This is a genomic window from Desulfobaculum sp. (assembly GCF_054921475.1).
The window spans coordinates 1-19,809 of record NZ_JBUDSW010000032.1; the positions used below are offsets into that span (position 1 = coordinate 1).

At 61.0% G+C, this 19,809-nt stretch carries 18 protein-coding genes; 12 read left to right on the plus strand and 6 right to left on the minus strand.

The genetic code is table 11. The features are described from left to right. The 6 genes from ACY69P_RS03425 to ACY69P_RS03450 all read right to left on the minus strand — a co-directional run. Positions 1 to 495, minus strand: a 495-nt coding sequence (locus tag ACY69P_RS03425) for a motility protein A (RefSeq protein WP_462326576.1), incomplete at its 3' end; no start/stop codon positions are given. Beyond that, on the minus strand, positions 492 to 1,340 hold the full coding sequence (locus tag ACY69P_RS03430; RefSeq protein WP_462326577.1) for an OmpA/MotB family protein: 849 nt from the start codon (positions 1,338 to 1,340) through the stop codon (positions 492 to 494). The genes ACY69P_RS03430 and ACY69P_RS03425, both read right to left, overlap by 4 nt. 157 nt (positions 1,341 to 1,497) lie before the next feature. After that, complete coding sequence (locus ACY69P_RS03435; protein ID WP_462326578.1) at positions 1,498 to 3,714, minus strand: GGDEF/EAL domain-containing response regulator; 2,217 nt, start codon at positions 3,712 to 3,714, stop codon at positions 1,498 to 1,500. 105 nt (positions 3,715 to 3,819) lie between these two features. Further along, a complete protein-coding gene (locus ACY69P_RS03440) occupies positions 3,820 to 4,722 on the minus strand; it encodes a DUF3108 domain-containing protein (RefSeq protein WP_462326579.1) in 903 nt (300 codons plus the stop codon). A 126-nt stretch (positions 4,723 to 4,848) separates the two neighbouring features. Beyond that, positions 4,849 to 6,933: a molybdopterin-dependent oxidoreductase gene (locus tag ACY69P_RS03445; RefSeq protein WP_462326580.1), complete on the minus strand. Its 2,085-nt coding sequence runs from the start codon at positions 6,931 to 6,933 to the stop codon at positions 4,849 to 4,851. Positions 6,934 to 7,677: 744 nt separating this feature from the next. Beyond that, positions 7,678 to 8,958: a (Fe-S)-binding protein gene (locus ACY69P_RS03450; RefSeq protein ID WP_404845858.1), complete on the minus strand. Its 1,281-nt coding sequence runs from the start codon at positions 8,956 to 8,958 to the stop codon at positions 7,678 to 7,680. Positions 8,959 to 9,480: 522 nt separating this feature from the next. Between ACY69P_RS03450 and ACY69P_RS03455 the strand changes: the two genes are divergently transcribed. From ACY69P_RS03455 to ACY69P_RS03510, 12 genes are all read left to right on the plus strand, one after another. After that, positions 9,481 to 9,864: an NADH-quinone oxidoreductase subunit A gene (locus ACY69P_RS03455; protein ID WP_404845857.1), complete on the plus strand. Its 384-nt coding sequence runs from the start codon at positions 9,481 to 9,483 to the stop codon at positions 9,862 to 9,864. Continuing rightward, positions 9,840 to 10,370 carry an NADH-quinone oxidoreductase subunit B gene (locus ACY69P_RS03460; protein ID WP_462326581.1) on the plus strand — a complete coding sequence of 177 codons (531 nt, stop codon included), beginning with the start codon at positions 9,840 to 9,842 and terminating at the stop codon, positions 10,368 to 10,370. Before ACY69P_RS03455 ends, ACY69P_RS03460 begins: the two co-directional genes overlap by 25 nt. Continuing rightward, positions 10,371 to 10,976 carry an NADH-quinone oxidoreductase subunit C gene (locus ACY69P_RS03465; protein WP_462326582.1) on the plus strand — a complete coding sequence of 202 codons (606 nt, stop codon included), beginning with the start codon at positions 10,371 to 10,373 and terminating at the stop codon, positions 10,974 to 10,976. It begins immediately after the preceding gene. Positions 10,977 to 11,048: 72 nt separating this feature from the next. Next, positions 11,049 to 12,206, plus strand: a complete 1,158-nt coding sequence (locus ACY69P_RS03470; protein ID WP_462326586.1) for an NADH-quinone oxidoreductase subunit D — start codon at positions 11,049 to 11,051, stop codon at positions 12,204 to 12,206. Beyond that, positions 12,203 to 13,210 carry an NADH-quinone oxidoreductase subunit NuoH gene (gene nuoH, locus ACY69P_RS03475; RefSeq protein WP_462326583.1) on the plus strand — a complete coding sequence of 336 codons (1,008 nt, stop codon included), beginning with the start codon at positions 12,203 to 12,205 and terminating at the stop codon, positions 13,208 to 13,210. The genes ACY69P_RS03470 and nuoH overlap by 4 nt, the downstream gene beginning before the upstream one ends. A gap of 57 nt (positions 13,211 to 13,267) precedes the next feature. Next, positions 13,268 to 13,828 carry a 4Fe-4S binding protein gene (locus ACY69P_RS03480; RefSeq protein WP_459898497.1) on the plus strand — a complete coding sequence of 187 codons (561 nt, stop codon included), beginning with the start codon at positions 13,268 to 13,270 and terminating at the stop codon, positions 13,826 to 13,828. An 81-nt stretch (positions 13,829 to 13,909) separates the two neighbouring features. Then, positions 13,910 to 14,425, plus strand: coding sequence for an NADH-quinone oxidoreductase subunit J family protein (locus tag ACY69P_RS03485; protein WP_459898499.1), 516 nt, complete (start codon positions 13,910 to 13,912; stop codon positions 14,423 to 14,425). Further along, positions 14,422 to 14,730 (plus strand): NADH-quinone oxidoreductase subunit NuoK, encoded by a 309-nt coding sequence (nuoK, locus tag ACY69P_RS03490; protein ID WP_404845851.1) that lies wholly within the window; start codon positions 14,422 to 14,424, stop codon positions 14,728 to 14,730. Before ACY69P_RS03485 ends, nuoK begins: the two co-directional genes overlap by 4 nt. A gap of 7 nt (positions 14,731 to 14,737) precedes the next feature. Then, complete coding sequence (locus ACY69P_RS03495) at positions 14,738 to 16,231, plus strand: monovalent cation/H+ antiporter subunit D family protein (RefSeq protein WP_462326584.1); 1,494 nt, start codon at positions 14,738 to 14,740, stop codon at positions 16,229 to 16,231. A 3-nt stretch (positions 16,232 to 16,234) separates the two neighbouring features. Continuing rightward, positions 16,235 to 16,501 carry a hypothetical protein gene (locus ACY69P_RS03500; protein WP_404845849.1) on the plus strand — a complete coding sequence of 89 codons (267 nt, stop codon included), beginning with the start codon at positions 16,235 to 16,237 and terminating at the stop codon, positions 16,499 to 16,501. Next, the gene (locus ACY69P_RS03505) at positions 16,485 to 18,326 is read left to right on the plus strand and encodes a Na(+)/H(+) antiporter subunit D (protein WP_404845848.1); all 1,842 of its coding nucleotides are present in this window, start codon (positions 16,485 to 16,487) and stop codon (positions 18,324 to 18,326) included. Before ACY69P_RS03500 ends, ACY69P_RS03505 begins: the two co-directional genes overlap by 17 nt. Positions 18,327 to 18,351: 25 nt before the next feature. Beyond that, positions 18,352 to 19,809 (plus strand): complex I subunit 4 family protein (locus ACY69P_RS03510; RefSeq protein WP_462326585.1); only part of this gene is annotated, 1,458 nt, incomplete at its 3' end.

Consider the following 19,809-nt stretch of genomic DNA (forward strand, 5'->3'; position numbering starts at 1 on the left):
GATAAGGCCGATGACGCTGCCTGCAAGGCCAAAGGCCGGGGCATAGGCGGCCATACAGCGGAAAATACGTTCGTTGTGCTGCCTACGCTGACGGAAGAACATGCTCTCCGTGGTGAGAATTTCGCGGATTTCCTGATCCGGGTAGTTGTCTGCCAGCATGCGCAGGGCGTCGCGCAGGAAGTAGACGGTGGTCTGTTCCTCCATGCGCTCAAGGCTGGTCAGTCCGTCCATGCGCGAACGGATGGCCATATCCAGCAGGACGGAGATGACCTTGTCCGGATGCGTGCCCGGGGACTTGTAGGCTCCCCGCGCTACGGACCAAGCGATGCGTAGTTCGGAAAGCGGGTAGGACAGAAGAATTGCCGCGCATGTGCCCGACGTGACAACGAGGAACGCCTCCAGATTCAGGTAGACGCCAACGTGCCCCGTGAGGATGAACGAAACAAGAAAGATGATGCCGAAGAGACAGACGCCGATGATGTTCGCCCGTATCATGAGTGCTCCCTATCGGGTTGGTCCGGGCGCGAGAGTTCAATCTCCACCCTGCGGTTTCTGGCCTTGCCTTCCCCGGAGAGGTTGGGGGCGGCCGGTTTATACATGGAGTGTCCGCTGATGGTAACCTGCTCCGGCGCAACGCCGCGCCGCTCGGTCAGGTAGCGGGCCACCTGCGTGGCGCGGGCGGTGGAGAGCTCCCAGTTGGTGGGGTACTTGGGAGTGTGCACCGGGTAGTTGTCCGTGTGGCCGTGCACGTGCACGTTGTACTTGGCCTTGGCGATGATGCCGGAGACCATGTCGAGAAAACGGCGGCCCTCGGGTTTGATGACGGCGTCCGTTCTGTCGAAAAGCATTGGTCCGTGCATGCTCAGGCGGATGACGTCCCCCTCCATCTCAATGGAGACATTTTGAATGCCGGATTCGCCAACGACGGCCTTGCAGCGCTCAAAGAGTTGATGCGGGCCGGGGCTGGGATGGATGCCGGTTTTGGGGAAGGAATAGACGGGAACTTCGCCCTCGTGGCGGCCCAGTTCGTCTATGTCCTGCACGTTTTCGTGTTCGACATGCCCACGGAAGGCCAGCAGAAAGTCCCGCTTGGCGCTGGCGTAGACGAAAAGCACCGTAAACACGATGAACATGGTCATCATCAGGTCCGCCCATGGGATGGACCAATGGAACTGCGGCATATCGTCCGTGGGCGCAAAAGCGCGCTCCATGGCGTCAAGACTGTGACGCGCTCTGAAGTGCGAGGGCGCGGCGCCGGACTTGCCCGTCATGCTTTCGGCGGGGCCGGATGGCGGCGTCTGCCCGCTGCCCGCGGAGTTTTGTGGTGGTTGCTGTGACATTGACGCCCCTGTTGCTGGTGAATGGAGAGTTGCCTACCACCTGCGCAGAAGCAAAAAGTGGTCCATGCGCGAAGAGGGCAGTCCATTCACCGGCTGTTGGGGCGTTTCGTCAAGGGCGGCAGGGTGTTGCCTGCCGCAGAAGAGGGTGGAATATTGGCTATTCGCCGAACTTTTCAAAGGGTACTGGGCGTGAGAAGAAAAATCCCTGCCCGTACTCGCAGCGCAGGCCGGAGAGGAGTTCACGCTGGTCCGCGCCCTCCACACCCTCGGCGATAATGCTCATGCCAAGGCTGTGCCCAAGGGCGACCACGGCACGGATAATGGGTGTGGTGTTGTGCGCATCGGCAAGGCCGGACACGAAGGAGCGGTCAATCTTCAGCGTATCCACGGGGAAGCTGTGCAGGTGCGACAGGGATGAGTAGCCGGTGCCGAAGTCGTCAATGGCGATGGTGATGCCCTGCTGGCGGAGCTTGGTGAACAGCTCGCGGGCGTGGTCCGGCGAGGTCATGGCCGCGGTTTCGGTGATTTCCAGCTTGAGGGCATGGGGCGGGACGTTTGTCTCGCGCAGGATGGCCGCGATGTCGTCGGCGAGGGTGGTGCAGCTGAGTTGGACGCCGGAGAGGTTGACGCTCATGGTGAAGTCGCCGTCCGGGGCGGCCTTGTCCCGCAGGGCGGCGTATTGCTCGCAGGCGCGGCGCAGGACGAACAGCCCGAGTGGCACGATAAGGCCAGTTTTTTCCGCGACGGAGATGAATTCGTCCGGCGGCAGCATGCCAAGGTCCGGATGATTCCAGCGGACAAGGGCCTCTGCGCCGCGGATGCGCCCAGAAGCGAGTTCCACCAGCGGCTGGTAGTGCAGCACCAGTTCCTCGTTGTCCAGGGCGCGGCGCAGGTCGTTGGCAAGGCGCATGAAGCGCTGCGCGGAAATGTGCATGGCGCTGGAGAACACGGCGTGGCGTCCCGGACCATCCTGCTTGGCCTTGTGCAGGGCGGTGTCCGCGTCGCGCACGAGGGATTCACCGTCCATGCTTTCCCCCGCGCCGATGGCGATGCCGATGTAGGAGCTCAGATAAATGCCGTCGTCCGTTACGGGGAAGGGGCTGGCAAAGCGGCGCTGGATTTCCCGCGCAATGCCGATAGCCCGGGCCTTGTCCTCCACCTGCGGCAAAAAGGCCGCGAAAACGTCGCCACCGATGCGCGCCGGAACCATGCCGTAGGCCTTGAAGGAGCGCAGGCGCTCCGCTGCGGCGCGGATAACGGCGTCCCCGGTGGGGTGGCCAAGGCTCTCATTGACCAGCTTGAATTGTGCAAGGTCCAGCATGCACAGCACCGGGGACAACCCCTGCGCTAAGTGATCAACATGGCTGTTGATGGTGCGCACGAGGTTGGTGCGGTTGGGCAGGCCCGTCAGCGGGTCGAAATACGCCTGAAAGAGCAGCTGCTCTTCGGAGTCCTTGTGCCGCAGGATATTGGCGATGGTCTGCGAAGCGTGGATGAGAAATTCGCGCTCCGGCGCGTCGAAGCTGTGCGGCGCATCCATGATGATGGTCAGCGCGCCGAGGAAGGTGTTGTCCTGCATCAGCGGGACGCAGGCTTCCTGATGTTCCACGGCGGTTTTGTCGCTGGTTTCACCCGGGGAACTGACAACGTGCAGAACCTCGCCGCAACGCAGGCAGGTTAGACCGGGATTGGGACCTGTCCCGATGTGCGGGCACATATGCGGCTGCATGGAGCGCGAACCCCGGCTGGCCGCAAGATGGTAGCTGCCATCGTCCTGCGCAAGGAATATTCCGGCGCTGGCGCCTTCCTTGGCCCATGGCAGGGCCAGCAGAATGTCCAACGCGTGATTCAGGGTCGTGGTGGTGGACAGCGAGGCAAGGGACAGCCCCAGCAGTTTGTTCAGGGCTTCCTGAAAAAGATTGTCGCGCAGAAGCTCATGCGTGCGCTGCTCCACAAGGTCCTCAAGGTGGTCGAGGTACAGGCGGTTTAGCTGGCCCTGACTGCGCATGGTCAGGTGCAGGCGGATGCGCGCTAGAAGTTCCTGCGGCTGAAAGGGCTTGGCAATGAAGTCCACCGCGCCAAGTTCCTCAACGGTGCGCATCATAAGGTTAGGGGCTGTGCAGTCGGACAGGATGAGGATGGGCAGGTCGCTTTCCGCGGCCTGCGAACGCAGCGCGCGGCAGGTGGCGGTGATGTCCTCGGGCGAGGCTCCTGCGTCCAGCACGACAAGGTCCGGCGGAAGCGCCGCAATGGAGCGGATAGCCTCGGCGTTGTCCGTCGCGTGGCGGATCGTATAGCCGGTCTGGTCCAGCAGGGCGGATGCAGGTGTTGCGCCGTGGCCAAGGAGGAGTATGGATTCGTGGATGTCGTGCATGAGCGGTCAGGAGCCTATGTAAAGCAAGGGAAATGTGTTGATTGTTCAATAATGACTGAATGTTCCAAGAAGGGCAAGGAAGCGGTCAGAAAAATTTCGCCCCCCTTAGGGGCGGCCTTGCGGGGGCCGCGTCGTTTCGTGTTCCGCAGTCCCCGGCGGAGGCTGTTGCGCCGCATTCTGCTCCGTCTGTGGCGGCATCTGGGCGGGCCTCGGCGCGTGGCTGGGCCGCGCGTCTTCCCTGTGCGGCCGTCCCGGAACAATATCCGTCAGCACGGCAAAGAAGCGCCCGACGATGACGCGGCTGGAGACCTGAACCGGAATCTTGCGTTCATCCGCCGTGACCCACACGAGCAATCGGGCGTCCTTGCTTTTTTTGAACACGCCGCCGATGTGCCGGAGCTCCGGTTCCACAACCCATGTGTCAAAGGTGCCAGCGGGCACGGTGAGCCGCTCCCTTCGCAAGACTGTGGCCCGGCCCATCACGCTTTTGACGCCGTCCGTGACCGGGGCGTACAGCTGCGCGCCCTTTTTCAGCGGCATGCGCCGAAACGCATAGAACACCGACAGCGGGTCGAACGTGCCGGGCAGGATGAGGATGGGGTCCTTGGGGCCGTTGATGATGTTCGCGTACTGCGCCTGTCCCGTCTCCCACAGAAACGATACCGTGATGTCGCGCTTGTAGCTGCCCTCGCGCTGGCGCTGGGTGTAGTGCACGGATTTTTCAAGGTCCGGAGCCGTGTAGGCATTCACCTCATCGCGCACGGTGTAGAAGATGTCCGCAAAGGCATTGGTCCACGCCTTCATGCGAAAGTGCAGCGCTGGCGCATCGTTTACCTGCGTGTGCGGCAGTACTTCCAGCGTGGCCGTTCCCGCGGGGATGGCCTCCCAGCGCAGGCTGTAGGTGAGCTTTTCGCCCGGAGCAAAGGGAAGGCGCGCCGCCGTGGCGCTCTGCGCCGCGGAGCCAAGGAATATGCACAAGGCAAGCGCTGTTCCCAGTATGTGCCGCATAACGTCCTCGTCCTCAGTGGTCCGTCAAAATCCTTGTCCCAGTGACGGGGCCCTTGTCAATACGAAATCGGCCGGAGCCTCCGCAAGGAAGCCCCGGCCGGGGTGCTCGTGGTGGGTGCGCCGCCGCTAGGACGGCTTGGAAATGGTGATAAAATGCTCCTGCATAGCTACGCCGCCGCCGGCGGGGTCGCATTTCTCAAGGCCGCCTTCCATCAGTTCCTGATCCGCAATGCCGCGGCTGGAGCGCGTCTCCGGCGGGAGCTTGTGCCCGAAGCCGTGCACCACAAAGGCCGCCTCCGGGTGGATGAAGTCCGTCACAAAGGCCACGGTGCGCGCGCTGTAGGAGCCGTTGGAAAGCTCCACCTCGTCGCCGTCCGCAATGCCCATCTCCGCCGCGCGTTTGGTATTGATCCACACGGGGTTGATGGGCATTTGCTCGTTCAGCATGGTGTTGTTGACGGTGTGCCCCTGCGTATGCAGTGCGCAGCGCCCGAACGCAATACGGAAACGGCCTTCCGGCGGGCGTTCCGGGCTTTCGTAGGGCTTCAGCGACGGCAGGTTCATGTCTTCCAGCTTCTCGCAGATGACTTCCAGCCGTCCTGACGGGGTGGGGAAGGAGTAGTCGTTCATGTCGCGGTACAGGGGCTTTTCCGCCAGCCAGACTTCGCCCGTTGCGTCAAAGTCCTCAACGCTGACGCCTGTGTCCGTCAGCTGGTAGTTCCACATATCCTCGGCGGAGTCGAAAGCGAGGGCGTCAAAGCCCATGCGCTTGGCAATGCCGCCCAGAATCTCCCAGTCCGCGCGGGTGTCGTAGCGCGGTTCAACAGCGCGGGCGCGGCGGAAGAAGTAGGACTTTAAGCCGTTCTTGGTCGCCAGCGGGGATTCGCGCTCAAGGTAGGTGGACATGGGCAGCACGACGTCCGCATGCCATGAGGAATCGGACCAGCTGAACGTCGTCGCCACGATGAGGTCCAGCTTTTTCCATATGTCCTTCATGCGCTGCTGGTCCGGCAGGGCGTGGAGCGGGTCGTGCCTATGGATGAAATACGCTTTGACGGGGTACGGGTCTTCGCTTTCGATGGCCTCGTATGCTTTGTTGATAAGGCCCGGTCCCGCGTCGATGTGCTTCAGCTTCCAGCCCGCGCCATCGGCGCGCTTTTCCTCGGGCTTGGGGAACAGGTCCGAGAACGCCTTCAGGCCCTTGCGGCCAAAGTCCTTGGGCTTGTTGACGATGGGCAGGCCGCCCTTGGCGCCAATGGATCCCAGCAGGGCGTTGATGAGGTAGATGCTGCGGCACACATAGAACGAATCCATGTACCGGGCCACCATCCAGCCGGGATGCCAGATGACAGCGGGCGCGGCCTTTTTCAGTTCCTTGACGAACTTTACAAGGTCGGTCGCTTTGATGCCCGTTTCTTCCTCCGCCCATTCCGGGGTATACGGCTCAACGAACTTTGCCAGTTCGTCCAAATCCTTAATGTGCCGTTCGGCGTAGTCCGTATCGTACCACTTGTTGGTGATAAGGCAGTTGATTACCGCGAGGTTGAACGCATAGTCCGTGCCCGGCCGGATCATAAAGAAATTGTTCGCCTTGCTGGCCGAGATGTTTGCGCGGATGTCAATAACGCTCAGCTTGCCGCCAGCCGCCAGGCTGTCCAGCGCGCCGTTGACTTCCTTCACGTTGATGGCTTCAAACAGGTTGCGCGTTTGCAAGACGATATGCTTCGTGTTCTTGAAGTCATACGCCACGCCCTTGCGCCCAAGGCCCATGACGGACTTTGCCGCGTGCAACACGTTGCGCGCGCACGATGCGTCGTGGTTACAGTAATTCGGCGAGCCCATCCCGCGCATGAACGCCTTGTGCAGGTCCGCAAACGGGCCACCACGGTCCGACCACAGCACACTGCGCGCGCCGTGCGTCTCAATGATGCCTTTCAATCTGTCGCAGATATAGTCCAGCGCTTCGTCCCACGTCGCCCTACGCCATTTGCCCTCGCCACGTTCGCCTTCGCGAATCATGGGGAACTGCGGGCGCTCGCTGTCTTCATACAGTGCGCGTCCCGCGCCGCCGCGCGGACACAGACCACCAGCCATGCCGGGGTCGTGCGGGTTGCCTTGGATGAAACCGAGGGAACCAGAGTCAACCTCGACCATAATCGGGCAGCGGACGCTGCACATGCCGCAAACGCTGTACACCTCTTTTGTGGGCATTGTGTGCTCTCCTGACGCGGTGATGGGACGGATGCCGTATCATGACGGCGGGCCGGACGTTGTGCCAGCGGACGCCCGGTCTGAGCCATCCGCGTGATAGTCGTTCTACCCTCTCAACTACATGGTCGCATCCGCGACGCGCAAGGGTTTGTGGCCTTATCGTGAAAAAGTTCACGAGAGGTGGCCGCAATCGTCCAATATCCCGGTGGGCTACAGAAAAACCACCCGCCAAGGATTCATGCGACTGGGATGCGACAGCAAGTATGACGTAAACCGACCGCTTAGGGCAAGGCTAGAGTGCATCTCGCCGAAACTCATAAGGTTTGTGGTGCCATGGGATAGGCCGGGTCGCAATGCGTGGGTCAAGAGGTTGCCTCCGGCGGTTTAAGGGGTGCGACCCCTTAAAAATCCCGAGGTTTTCGGTCTGGAAGCCAGCCCGAAAAAGGGGGTGGGTGGCCTTTTCCTCCACGTTGGGGGAGTTGGCCGTGTGTGTGGGCACCGTTGCTGGGGCCTGATAGAGGCCGCGTGTCCGGAACGCATCACTGGCGTATAAATGGGATCGTTAAGGGCCCACGGCCCTTGACCCTGCGGAGCAAAAAAGGCCGGGGCATTGCGCCGGTGGCACGTGTCCATTGGTTAGGCCGGGGGCGTTGCGCCCTGTGTGGCGGGCGCGCAAAAAGCCCCGCGTTTCGATCACCATGCGGTGAGGAAGCGCGGGGCTTTCATTGTGTGGCTCGTGGCGATTTAGTCGCAGAGGGCGGCCAGTTCTGGGCCGAGGTAGCCTCTTTCGTCTTCGCCGAGGATGCCGAGAGAGAGGCAGATGAGGGTCCAGAGGTGGACGGTCTTGTAGCCCCCGCTAAAGTGGTGGGCGAGGTCCTCAATCTGCGAGTGGCAGTTGTGGCAGGGGGTGATGCAGTAAGCGGCCCCTGTTGCCATGATCTGGTCGAACTTCTTCTTTCCGTAGGCGTGCCGCGCCTCGGTGTAGCCGGACTGGAGGAAGCCGCCTCCGCCACCGCAGCAATAGTTGTCTGCTTTATTCGGCCACATTTCGATGAGGTTCTCTTCACCGACCACGGATTTTACCACAAAGCGCAGGTCGTCTGCGAGGGGGTCGCCGAGGGTCTTTCGCACCATCTGACAGGGGTCCTGCAGGGTGAATTTGACTTTGGCGTCCTTGTTCCAGTCGGCGTTGACTGGGAGTTTTCCTTCGCGAATCCAGCGCGCGTACCACGGGATAATGCTGTTCAATTCGAAGTTGGCCTTAATGCCGAATTTTTTGAGTCCGGACCGGACTGCATAGAATTCGTGGCCTCACTCAGTGTTGAGCCAGACATTACAGCCCAGCTCATGAACAGCCTCCACTTTGGTTTGGACGTTTTCTGCCCATGCGGCGTCGTTTGCGGCGAACATGCAGTAGTTTTCTGCGGCCCATCCTTTATCGGAATAGGTCCAGTCCGCGCCGACCACGTCGAGAATTTTCCACAGGGGGATCATTTCTTCGGGCTCGGTAACGGGCTCGCGGGAGTTTTGGTTCACAAAAAAGTGCGCGCCCTTCTTATTGATGGGGGCCTTAAGTTCTGTATGGGCGGGCTGGGTCTCGTGGACTTCTTCCAGCACGTCCTCGACGACGAATCGGAAGTCTTCGGGCGAGGTGCCCATGGCGCTCATCGTGGGGGTGGAGAGGGCCATTTCGCAGGACTTGACGATGCCTTTGGGGCGTTTGTCGATGGGCCATGCGGCGCGGGCGTTGTAGACCAGCTGCGGGATGTCAATCTGCATGGGGCAGACGCTGACGCAACGCTGGCACATGGTGCACATCCAGACCCATGGCGTGGATGTGACTTCCTCGTCCAGACCAAGGGAGGCCATGCGCAGGAACTTGCGCGGGTCCATCCCTTCCAGCCCGGTGGCCGGACAGCCGGCGGAGCACTGCCCGCAGGTCAGGCACATGTTCAGATGCCCACCTTCGGGAAGGAGCTGCGCGACCTTGTCTTTGAAGGACTGATGTTTGTCGGATGTATTCATAGCGTTTGTCTCGGGTTTTGCTGCGTAGAGCGGTGGCGCAAAATCACTATAGACTCTTGGAACGGGATGCAAGGTTTTCCTTGTCGGGAGGTCCTTGTGGGTTCGGCGCGTCTGGAAAATTTTTTGGTGAATTTCGTGAAATTTTCAAAAGAAACGAAAGAGCGTGCAAGGGGGCGGCACTATTGGCAAGCGAACTGGAGTGTTCCTGTTGTGCGAATAGAGTGCAATAGCGGGGCAGGGGTAAGGAAAAAGTGACGCCTAGCTGACATGTGGACAGGCCGTCAGTGTAAAAAGACGCAAGCTTATATCAATAAGCCTGTGATTTGACATTGTAAAGGCCTTTTTCCATTTGTGAACGGATGATCGAAGTGGACGCTCTTGACACGGGGAATACAAATGTGATTTCGACATAATAACCCGGAAAAATCAGTAACTCGGGTTGTATCGGATGCGGAATGTTCTGATGCCGATTCCCATCGTGTTCCTTTGCATAGGTGCTTTAGCCACAAGGAGTAGCGGCCGATGGTCTTTACATGGTTGAATCTGGCGATCCTGTTGGCACTGCTGTTCGGATTTACGTTCGCAGCGGGGCCTATACTGGGTGCCTTGCTCCTCTCCCCCAAGTACCGGCGCGGCGCAATAGGCATGCCGTACGAGTGCGGTATGCAGCCCTACGGTTCTCCCAGTTGGGTGCGCTTTGGCATCAACTATTACGTCTACGCCCTTCTCTTTCTCGCCTTTGACGTGGACGTTCTCTACCTGTTCCCCGTTGCGGCGTATTACCCGTTTAGTTTCGGCTGGTGGCCGCTCATCAAGGTGACGATCTTCATCGTCGTTCTGGCGCTTGGCTGCGTCTACTTCTGGAAGAAAGGGGTGTTCGAATGGCCGCGGAAGATTTCGTTCTAAGGAAGGCGGAGACCGGCACAGAGCCGCCTCTGGTGAATCTGGAACTCACCAACAAGATTTTGGACGTCTGCCGCGCCATGTCGCTGTGGCCCATGACGTTCGGTCTGGCCTGCTGCGCCATTGAGATGATGTCCACCGGCATGGCGCGGTTCGACATTTCGCGCTTTGGCGCGGAGGTGTTCCGGCCCTCGCCGCGTCAGTCGGACCTGATGATTGTGGCGGGCACCGTCTCCAAAAAGATGGCCCCGGCCCTTGTCCGCCTGTACGAGCAGATGCCCGCGCCCAAGTACGTTATCGCCATGGGCAACTGCGCCATCAGTGGCGGGCCGTTCAAGTTCAAGGGGCAGTACGGCATCATTGAGGGCGTGGACCAGCTTATCCCTGTGGATGTGTACGTTCCGGGCTGTCCGCCGCGCCCCGAGGGGCTGCTGGAGGGCCTGTTCAAGTTGCAGGAAAAGATGACCGGTCGCCGCTGGTGGCCCGAGCCGCCGACAGGGGAGGAGTAGATGAGCATGCAGTGGCTTGAGGACAGGAGCACCGTCTGCAACGCCAGGTGCGACCCGGACGTCTGCGGGCAGAACGGGCGGCTTGTGCTGGAGCCGGTGCAGCTGCGCCGCGCGGCGCGCCGCATGCTGGCAGAGGGCTATTTTCTGGAAGATATCACCTGTCTGGATATGAAAGAGGGCATCGTCGTCCTCTATCATTTTGACCGGTACTCGGCGCACGGGCGCATCACGCTCAAGGTGGTGCTGCCGCACGACGCCGCGCAGGTGCCGTCCATTGCGGGCATCTATCAGGGCGCGGAGTGGCACGAGCGCGAGTGCATGGACTTCTACGCCGTGACCTTTACCGGCAATCCCAACCCCAGCCGCCTGCTTTTGCCCGACGACATGGACGAAAAGCCGCTCATGAAGCCGGAAAAGAAGCGCGTGAGCATGCTGGAGGTCTTTTGCATCACGGATTTGGTGCACTGCTCGACGGACCACCCTGTGGCCAAGGCCATGGAGGAGAAGTTCGCCGCCATGAAGGAAGAGCAGGCCAAGGCCGAGGCCGAAGCCGCGGCAGCGGCGGACGCAGAGGCCGCACCGGCGGAGGATGCCAAGAGCGAGTAGGGCTGGGACTGCGGCATGGGCCGGAGGCGAGAGCGGAGCACGTTGAACAAGGGATGACGCCATATGCTGAAAATGGATGAAAGGTTGCATGGTGACTCCTACTGCCGGCATTTCGAGCAGGGGCCGGACAGGGATACCATGATCATCAACATGGGGCCGCAGCACCCCTCGACCCACGGCGTTCTGCGCATCGTGTGCGAGCTGGACGGCGAGTATATCCGCCGCGCCGAGCCTGTGCTTGGCTACATCCACCGCATGCATGAAAAGATGGGCGAAACCAAGACGTGGTGGCAGTTCCTGCCCAATACAGGCCGTGCGGATTACCTGCACGCCATGGCTTGGGGCCACACGTATGTGCTGGCGGTGGAGCGGCTGGCAGGCATCGAGGTGCCGGAGCGCGCCGAGTACCTGCGCGTCATCGCCACCGAGCTCAACCGCATCGCCTCGCATCTGCTGTGGTGGGGCGCATATCTGCTGGACCTTGGCGCATTCACGCCCATCATGTACGCCTTTGCGGACCGCGAAATCATTCAGGATCTTCTGCAGGAGCCGACCGGCTCCCGCCTGACCTACTGTTACCACCGATTCGGCGGCGTCAAGGCCGACGTGAGCGACTCCTTCATCGAGGGCGTGCGCGACTTTGTGCGCTACGAGCGCGAGCGCTTCCCCATGTACAAGGACCTCGTCACGGACAACATCATCCTGCGCAAGCGCGTGGAGGGCATCGGCGTCATCGACGAAGACTGCTGCCGCCGCTACGGCGCGACAGGACCCGTGGCGCGTGGGTCGGGCCTTGACTACGACTGCCGCCGCGACGAGCTGTACTCCATCTATGACCGTTTTGACTTTTCCATCCCCGTGTACACGCAGGGCGACGCTCTGGCGCGGTACATGGTCCGCTTGGAGGAGATGGAGCAGAGCCTGCGCATCATCGAACAGGCGCTGGACCAACTCCCCAAGGCCGACGGCAAGCACATCGCCAAAAAGGCGCCCAAGCCCAGCTTTAAGGCTCCTGCAGGCGAATCCTACGCCGCCACCGAGGGCGGACGCGGCAAAATCGGCATCTACGTGGTCAGCGACGGCTCCAAAACGCCGTACCGCATCAGACTGCGCGCGCCGGGCTACAGTAACCTGAGCCTGTTTGCCGAGGTGGCGCAAGGCTCCCTGCTGGCGGACGCCGTGTCCATTCTGGGCAGCCTTGACCTTGTTATCCCGGAGATCGACCGATGAACACAGCCGAGATGATCTACGGAATTCCCCTGCCGCTTTTTCAGATCGTCGTGGGCCTTGTCCTGCTGGCGGCCTTCGTGGGCGTGAACGCCGTGCTCCTTGTGTGGATGGAGCGCAAGGTAGCCGGGCACTTCCAGCGGCGTCCGGGCCCCTTTGAAGTTGGCCCGCATGGTCTGCTCCAGACCGTGGCCGACGCCGTGAAGCTGATCGCCAAGCAGCTGTTCGTGCCCGAAGGGGCAGACCGGTGGCTGTTCTGGGCCGCGCCGTTTTTGGCCTTTCTGCCGGTGTTCGTGACGCTGCTCCCCATCCCATGGGGTGACATGCTGGTGGTGCAGAAGGCCAACCTCGGCATTTTGTTGATTCTGGCCTTTGCGGGCATTGGGGTGTTGTCCCTGTGTTTGGCGGGCTGGGCCTCCAACAACAAGTGGTCGCTCCTTGGCGCAGCGCGCGCCGTGGCGCAGAGCGTGGCGTACGAGATTCCCATGCTGCTGGCCATCCTGTCCGTTGTGCTGATGACGGGCACCCTGAATCTGTCCGAAGTGGTGGAGGCGCAGGGGAGCTGGCCATGGCAGTGGCTGGCGGCTTCTCAGCCTCTGGCCTTTGTCATCTACTTCACCTGCGCGGTGGCGGAGACCAACCGCGCCCCCTTTGACCTGCCGGAGGCCGAATCCGAGCTGACGGCGGGCTTCCACACCGAATACTCGGGTATGGGCTTTGGCCTGTTTTTCCTTGCTGAGTACGCCAACATGATTGTGGTGAGCGGCGTGGCCGCGGCCCTGTTCCTTGGCGGCTGGCGCGGGCCGGGTATGGACGGCGTGTGGTGGTTCCTCATCAAGGTCTACGCGCTCATCTTTGTGATGATGTGGTTCCGCTGGACGTACCCCCGCGTGCGGTTCGACCAGCTGTTGAATCTGGCGTGGAAGTGGCTGATACCGCTGGCCATCATCAACCTGCTTGTTACCGCCGTGTTGGTGAAGCTGTTCTCCATCAACTATTACGTCTAGCCGCAGCACCCGCCGCCCAAAGCGGGCGGCGACGACCGTAGCGAGGTGTCCGAACCGATGAACGCGTGCAAGTCCGTCAAGACGATGAGAGACACGGTAAAGGGCCTGTGGAGTCTGCTCGTGGGCTTGCGGGTGACGGGACAGAACTTTGTCCGTCCGCAGCTGACGGTGCACTACCCGCGCAAGACCGTCGACAATATCCATACCTATCACGGGCATATCGAACTGGTGGGCAAGCCCAAGGAGCCGGCAGTGCCCAAGTGCATCTGCTGCATGCTGTGCGTCACCAGCTGCCCCTCAGGCTGCATCTCCGTGATCAAGAAAAAGGAGCCAAAGCCCGCCGCCAAGGAAGGACCGGAAGCCCCCAAGGAGATGGTGGGCGAGGTGAAGGGCAAGACGGAGCCGCCCAAGAAGAAGCCTGTCAAGACGCCGTCCAAGTGGAAGCTGGACTACAACCTGTGCAGCCTGTGCGGTACCTGCGTGGAGGTCTGTCCGGTGAAGTCCATCCGCTTCTCCACGGACGTCTATCTGGCCGGGTACGAGCGAAACGACTTTGAATACGACCTTCTGGCCCGCCTGCGCGAGCAGGCCGGAGAGGGGGGCGCGGACGAGGAATAGGGGCGCGGTCCCAGGCGGTCGGCAATAATTCCAACCAACGCGCGCAGTCTGCGCGCATAGCAGAGGAAGGCCTGATACTCGATGGATACCCTGATCTTCGCCAAGATGCTCTTTGCCCTGTATACCGTGGTCATACTGCTGGGCGGCCTTATGGCCGTGCTCGCGCGTGACCTGGTTCGGGCCATGGTTGGGCTGGTGCTGACCATGTTCGGTGTGGCCGGGATGTATCTGGTCATGAATGCACCCTTCATCGCGCTGATGCAGCTGCTTATCTACGTTGGCGCGGTGGTTGTCCTTATCTTTTTCGCCATCATGCTGACCCGCGCACCTGCTGGCGCGGAGGAGCGCCAATCCCGCAGCGCGCGCCAGACTGTGCTGGCCCTGCTGGCCGGCATCGCTCCGGCGGTGATGCTGGCGCTCATCTGCATCAAGGTGCCGCAGGTGTCCATCGGCAGTCCGGCCGAGGTCGGCATCCAGCAGCTTGGGCGGGGGCTCATGCAGGACTACATCCTCGCGTTTGAACTTATTTCCGTTGTGCTGCTTGTGGCCATGGCCGGAGCCGTGGTGCTGGCATGGGAGAGGAGGAAGGCACGATGACACCGCTGGTCCTGTATCAACTTGTGGCGCTTGCCCTTTTGGGCATTGGCCTGTTTGGCATCATACACCGGCGGAGCTTGGTGGGCATGCTCATCAGTGTGGAACTGATGCTCAACGGTGCGGGGCTGTCCATTGTGGCGGCCGGACAGTTGACCCCGGCAAATGCGACGCTGGCCCAATTGTCCACCCTGCTCGTCATGGGCCTTGCCGCTGCCGAAGCGACACTTGTGCTGGCCATCATCCTGGTGGTGGTCAAGCGCTTCGGCGGCGAGGACAGCCAGGAAATCTCCGAACTGAAGGGGTAGTAGGCACATGCCAGAGTACATCGAGAGCTATCGCCTCCTGATTCCGCTTGTTGCGACGCTTGTCGCACCCTTCCTGATCTGGTTCATGCGCAGCGACCAGAACGCGCGCGAGGGCGTCAGCTTCGTGGCCGCGGCAGTGGCCTTCGCCGGCATGGCGAGCTTCATCCCCTCCGTTCTCAAGGGCACCATCTGGACCCTGACGCTCTTCACGCTGCTGGATGGCATTTATGTGAAGTTCTGCGTGGACGGGCTGACGCTCATCTTTGGGCTTGTCGCCACGTTCCTGTGGTTCTGGGTCACCAGCTACAACATCGGCTACATGCGCTCCCTCAATGAACACGCGCAGACGCGCTACTATTTCTGCTTCGCCATTGCCATCTTCGGTGCGGTGGGTGTGGCCATGAGCGCCAACGTCTTCACCCTGTATCTCTTCTACGAGATTATCTCGGTGTTCACGTATCCGCTGGTTGCGCACCATCAGGATGACGAGGCCTTTAACGGAGCGCGGAAGTACTTTGTGTACCTCATCGGTACGTCCAAGCTGTTCTTCCTGCCCGCCATGGTCATGACCTATGTGCTGTGCGGCACGCTGGACTTCCACCTTGGCGACGTGGTGCAGGGCATGTTCCCGGCGCAGGTGGTGGCGGAACATCCCATCGCCGTCACTGTGACTTACGTCCTCTACATCGCGGGCCTCGCCAAGGCCGCGCTGATGCCGTTTCACAACTGGTTGCCATCGGCCATGGTCGCCCCGACGCCTGTCTCGGCACTGCTGCACGCGGTGGCGGTTGTTAAGGCGGGCGTGTTCTCCGTGTCCCGCGTGGTGCTCTCCGGCTTTGGCGTGGACGTGATGGACAAGCTCTTCCTCGGGATACCAACGGCCTATCTGGCGGCCTTCACCATTGTGGCGGCCTCGCTTATTGCCCTGACCAAGGACGATATCAAGGCGAGGTTGGCATACTCGACGGTCAGTCAGTTGTCGTACATCGTCATTGGCGTGTGCATGCTGACGCCACTGGCGGTGCAGGGCGGGCTGGCGCACATTGCGCACCACGCGTTTTCCAAAATCACACTCTTTATGGGCGCTGGCGCCATCTACGTGGTGGCCCACACCAAGAAGATCAGCGACATGGGGGGATATGGCCGCAGAATGCCATGGACCTTCGGCGCGTTTGCCGTGGCCTCGCTGTCCATGATTGGCGTACCACCGGTCTGCGGGTTCGTCAGTAAGTGGTACATGATCAACGGCGCGGTGGACATTAACCGCATGGTGCTGCTGTGTGCGCTGCTGGCCTCCACACTGCTGAACGCGGGTTACTTCGCGCCCATCACGTTCCAAGCATTCTTTGGCAAGCCCAAGGACGCGCAGGCCGTGGCGGAATTGCACGAGGCGCCCATGGTCATGGTGGTGCCCCTGTGCCTGACCGCGGCGATGAGCGTGCTCCTTGGCCTGTATCCCCAGATATTCATGAACTTTATCACGGTCTTCGGAGGGTACTAGTCCATGCTCAAGGAAAGGATAGGCAACTGGCTGTCCTGGCAGCGGATGCGTGCGGGGGCGTGGAAGAAGGCGCTCTTTGTGACGCTGGGCATCCTTGTGGCCCTCAACTTCTTCATCCATCCGCATCATCCGCACTTCGGTCTGGACCGGTATCCCGGATTCTGGGCGGTGTTCGGCTGCGGATTTGCCGTGGTCATGACCGTGATTCTCAAGAAGGTCGTCTTCCCAATCTTAGGCAAGCCCGAGGACTACTATGACAGAGACGAGTAGCTTCCTGCATCCCACCATCTGGTTCTTTGGCGTGGCGGCGCTCATAGCCGTGTGGCCGCGCGGCGGGTGGAAGTGGATGCTCATTGCGGCACCGCTGTTGGCCATCGCCAGCGTCCTGAGCATGGAACCGGGCGTGTACATGCCCCTGCACTACCTGTGGAGCGATGAGCCCTTGGTGCTTGGCCGGGTGGACAAGCTGTCGGTCATCTTCGCGCATGTGTTTGCGGTGCAGGCGCTTATTGGGTTCATCTTCGCCCTGCACCTCAAGGAGAAATACCAGCACATCGCGGCGGCCATGTATGTGGGCGGCGCGTTTGGCTGTGTGTTTGCCGGGGACTACTTTACCCTGTTCATCTTCTGGGAAGTTATGTCCGTGGCGTCCACCTTCCTTGTGTGGCTGAATGACAATCCAGCCTCGACGCGGGCGGGCTTTCGGTACTTCTTGTTCCATACCCTTGGCGGGCTGTTCCTGCTTGGCGGGTTGCTCCTGCGGTACTGGGACCTTGGCACCTTCGCCTTTACGGCCATCGACCCGAGCACCGCGCAGTACTACGACTGGATTATCCTTCTCGGCTTCTGCGTCAACGCCGCTGTGGTGCCGCTGCACGCATGGCTGCCCGACGCCTACCCCGAAGGCACGGTGACCGGCTCCGTGTTCATGAGCGCCTACACTACCAAGACGGCGGTGTACGTCCTTGCGCGGGCCTTTGCCTCTTGGGAGATTCTGGCGGTGATGGGCGTGGTGATGGCGCTGTACGGTGTTTTCTACGCGACTATCGAGAACAACGCGCGGCGGATTTTGGCCTACCACATCGTCTCGCAGGTGGGGTACATGGTGGCGGGTATCGGCATCGGCACGGCCATGACGCTGAACGGCGCATGCGCCCACGCCTACGCCCATATCCTTTATAAGGGCCTGCTGTTCATGAGCGCGGGCACCATCCTGTACGCCACGGGTACGGCCAAGCTCACGGAGCTTGGCGGACTCGCCTCACGCATGCCGTTGGTGATGATCTGCTATGTGGTGGCGGGGCTGTCCATCTCGGGCATGCCCTTCTTCAACGGTTTTGTCTCCAAGACCATGACCATTGCTGGCGCGGCGGAAGCGCACCATACCTGGCTGGCGCTGGGGATGGAAATTGCCGCCGTGGGAACGTTCCTCTCCGTTGGCATCAAGCTGCCGTACTTCGCCTTTTGGGGCGGCAAGCCTGAGGACAAGACCAGAAAGCTGAATCCCATTCCCAAGAATATGTACATCGCCATGTTCCTGAGCAGCGCGCTGTGCTTCGTCATGGGCGTGTACCCGCAGATGCTCTATGATCTGCTGCCCTACGCGGTCACCGGCGCGCACCATGGCGTCCCGGAAGTGGTGCACAACCTCGTCTCCTTTGACGTCGGCTACGTGCCCTACACCCCGTGGCACCTGCTGCAGGCCTTTATGCTGCTTGGGTTCACCGGGCTTGGCTTCTACTACATGCGGAATATCATCAAGCCGCATCCGTCGCGGAACTTGGACTTTGACTGGGTGTACCGGCTGGCTGGCAAGCTGGCCATGTGGGTCATCTGCTGGCCGCTGGCCATCATCGACGGCGTGTGGACCAAGGTCTACCGCGTGGTGGGGCTGCGGGGACTGATGGCCTTTGCCGCCTCGGCGGGATGGTTCGACGTTAAGGCCATCGACGGCGTGGTGGACGGAACGGCCTACACGGTGCGCGGCGTTGGGCGCGGCGCAGCCAAGGGGCAGACCGGACGCCTTCAGGATTATCTGGCCTTTGCAATCTTGTTGGGACTCGGCATCTTCGCCGTGGTCTGGTTCTGGGCCTAGGCCCAAAGACACGGAGCGGACTCGTATGATCGAAGCAGGGTATCCGGTTCTGACGTATCTCATCTTCTTCCCGCTTGTTGCGGCGGTGCTGCTTGCGTTTTTCCGCACCGAGTGCATGGTCCGCTGGTTTACGCTGGTTGTTGGGCTGTGTGAGCTGCTGCTGGCGGCTCCGCTCTTCAATTTCAAGCTGGGCGTGGCGTCCATGCAGTTTGAGGAAGTGGTGCCGTGGGTGGAGCAGTGGAACCTGAACTACCATCTGGGCGTGGACGGCATCAGCCTGTTTATGGTGCTGTTGACCATCTTGCTGCTGCCGCTGTGCACCCTGTGCTCGTGGAAGTACATCTCCAGCCGCGTGAAGGAATTTCACGTCTGCCTGCTGCTGATGACGGCGGCGTGCGTGGGCGTGTTCGTGGCGCTGGACTTTGTGCTGTTCTACCTGTTCTGGGAAGCCATGCTGGTGCCGATGTACCTGCTTATCGCCGTGTGGGGTGGCCCGCGCAGGCGGTATGCGTCCATCAAGTTCTTTCTGTACACACTGGCCGGGTCCACGCTGCTTTTGGTGGCTATTGTCGCCTTCTACCATCAGACCGGGACCTTCTCCATTCCGGAGCTGATGCAGGGGCAGTACTCCTTTACCTTCCAGTTCTGGGCCTTTCTTGCCATGGCTTTGGCCTTTGCCATCAAGTGCCCCATGTTCCCGTTCCACACCTGGCTGCCTGCCGCGCACGTTGAGGCCCCGGCGGCCGGGTCTGTGTATCTGGCGTCCGTGCTGCTGAAGATGGGTACCTATGGGTTCCTGCGCTTCTGCCTGCCGCTGACACCTGCCGCCAGTGAATACTTTGCCCCGATGATGATTGCCATTTCTCTGGCAAGCATCCTGTACGGCGGATTTGCCGCCCTTGGGCAAAACGACATGAAGAAGCTTATCGCCTACTCCTCAGTGGGACATATGGGCTTTGTGACCCTTGGCATCTTCCTCTTCAATGTCCGGGGCGTGGAGGGCGCCCTGATGCAGATGCTGAACCACGGCATCACCACCGGCGCGCTGTTTATGCTCGTCGGTGCGGTGTACGAGCGTAGCCATAGCCGCGAGATCAAGGACAACCTTGGCCTTGGCAAGTTCCTGCCCATCTATATGGGCTTCTTTGGCCTGTTCACGCTGTCCAGCTTTGGCTTTCCGGGGACGAACAGTTTCGTTGGCGAAGCCTTGGTGCTGTTCGGCGCGTTTGAGGCCAACTACTGGGTGGGCGGCATCGCCATCCCCGGCGCGCTGGTGGCGGCGGCATACATGCTGCGCCTCGGCCTCAAGATGGCGTGGGGACGGCCCTCGTCCGTGCCTTCCGGCCACTTTTGGGACCTTGGCATCCGCGAGTGGGTGTACCTTGCGCCGCTGGCGGCACTGGTGCTGTACATCGGCCTTGCGCCCACGTTGTGCCTGAAGGTTGTGGACCCCTCCATTGAGAAGCTGCTTTCGGACTTCCGC

Coding starts and splice junctions, on each gene's coding strand:
- ACY69P_RS03440 (WP_462326579.1), bottom strand. CDS start 4,722: ATGCGGCACATACTGGGAACAGCGCTTGCCTTGTGCATATTCCTTGGC.
- ACY69P_RS03460 (WP_462326581.1), top strand. CDS start 9,840: ATGGCCGCGGAAGATTTCGTTCTAAGGAAGGCGGAGACCGGCACAGAG.
- ACY69P_RS03480 (WP_459898497.1), top strand. CDS start 13,268: ATGAACGCGTGCAAGTCCGTCAAGACGATGAGAGACACGGTAAAGGGC.
- ACY69P_RS03435 (WP_462326578.1), bottom strand. CDS start 3,714: ATGCACGACATCCACGAATCCATACTCCTCCTTGGCCACGGCGCAACA.
- ACY69P_RS03500 (WP_404845849.1), top strand. CDS start 16,235: ATGCTCAAGGAAAGGATAGGCAACTGGCTGTCCTGGCAGCGGATGCGT.
- nuoK (WP_404845851.1), top strand. CDS start 14,422: ATGACACCGCTGGTCCTGTATCAACTTGTGGCGCTTGCCCTTTTGGGC.
- ACY69P_RS03470 (WP_462326586.1), top strand. CDS start 11,049: ATGGATGAAAGGTTGCATGGTGACTCCTACTGCCGGCATTTCGAGCAG.
- ACY69P_RS03430 (WP_462326577.1), bottom strand. CDS start 1,340: ATGTCACAGCAACCACCACAAAACTCCGCGGGCAGCGGGCAGACGCCG.
- ACY69P_RS03465 (WP_462326582.1), top strand. CDS start 10,371: ATGAGCATGCAGTGGCTTGAGGACAGGAGCACCGTCTGCAACGCCAGG.
- ACY69P_RS03445 (WP_462326580.1), bottom strand. CDS start 6,933: ATGCCCACAAAAGAGGTGTACAGCGTTTGCGGCATGTGCAGCGTCCGC.
- ACY69P_RS03455 (WP_404845857.1), top strand. CDS start 9,481: ATGGTCTTTACATGGTTGAATCTGGCGATCCTGTTGGCACTGCTGTTC.
- nuoH (WP_462326583.1), top strand. CDS start 12,203: ATGAACACAGCCGAGATGATCTACGGAATTCCCCTGCCGCTTTTTCAG.
- ACY69P_RS03495 (WP_462326584.1), top strand. CDS start 14,738: ATGCCAGAGTACATCGAGAGCTATCGCCTCCTGATTCCGCTTGTTGCG.
- ACY69P_RS03505 (WP_404845848.1), top strand. CDS start 16,485: ATGACAGAGACGAGTAGCTTCCTGCATCCCACCATCTGGTTCTTTGGC.
- ACY69P_RS03485 (WP_459898499.1), top strand. CDS start 13,910: ATGGATACCCTGATCTTCGCCAAGATGCTCTTTGCCCTGTATACCGTG.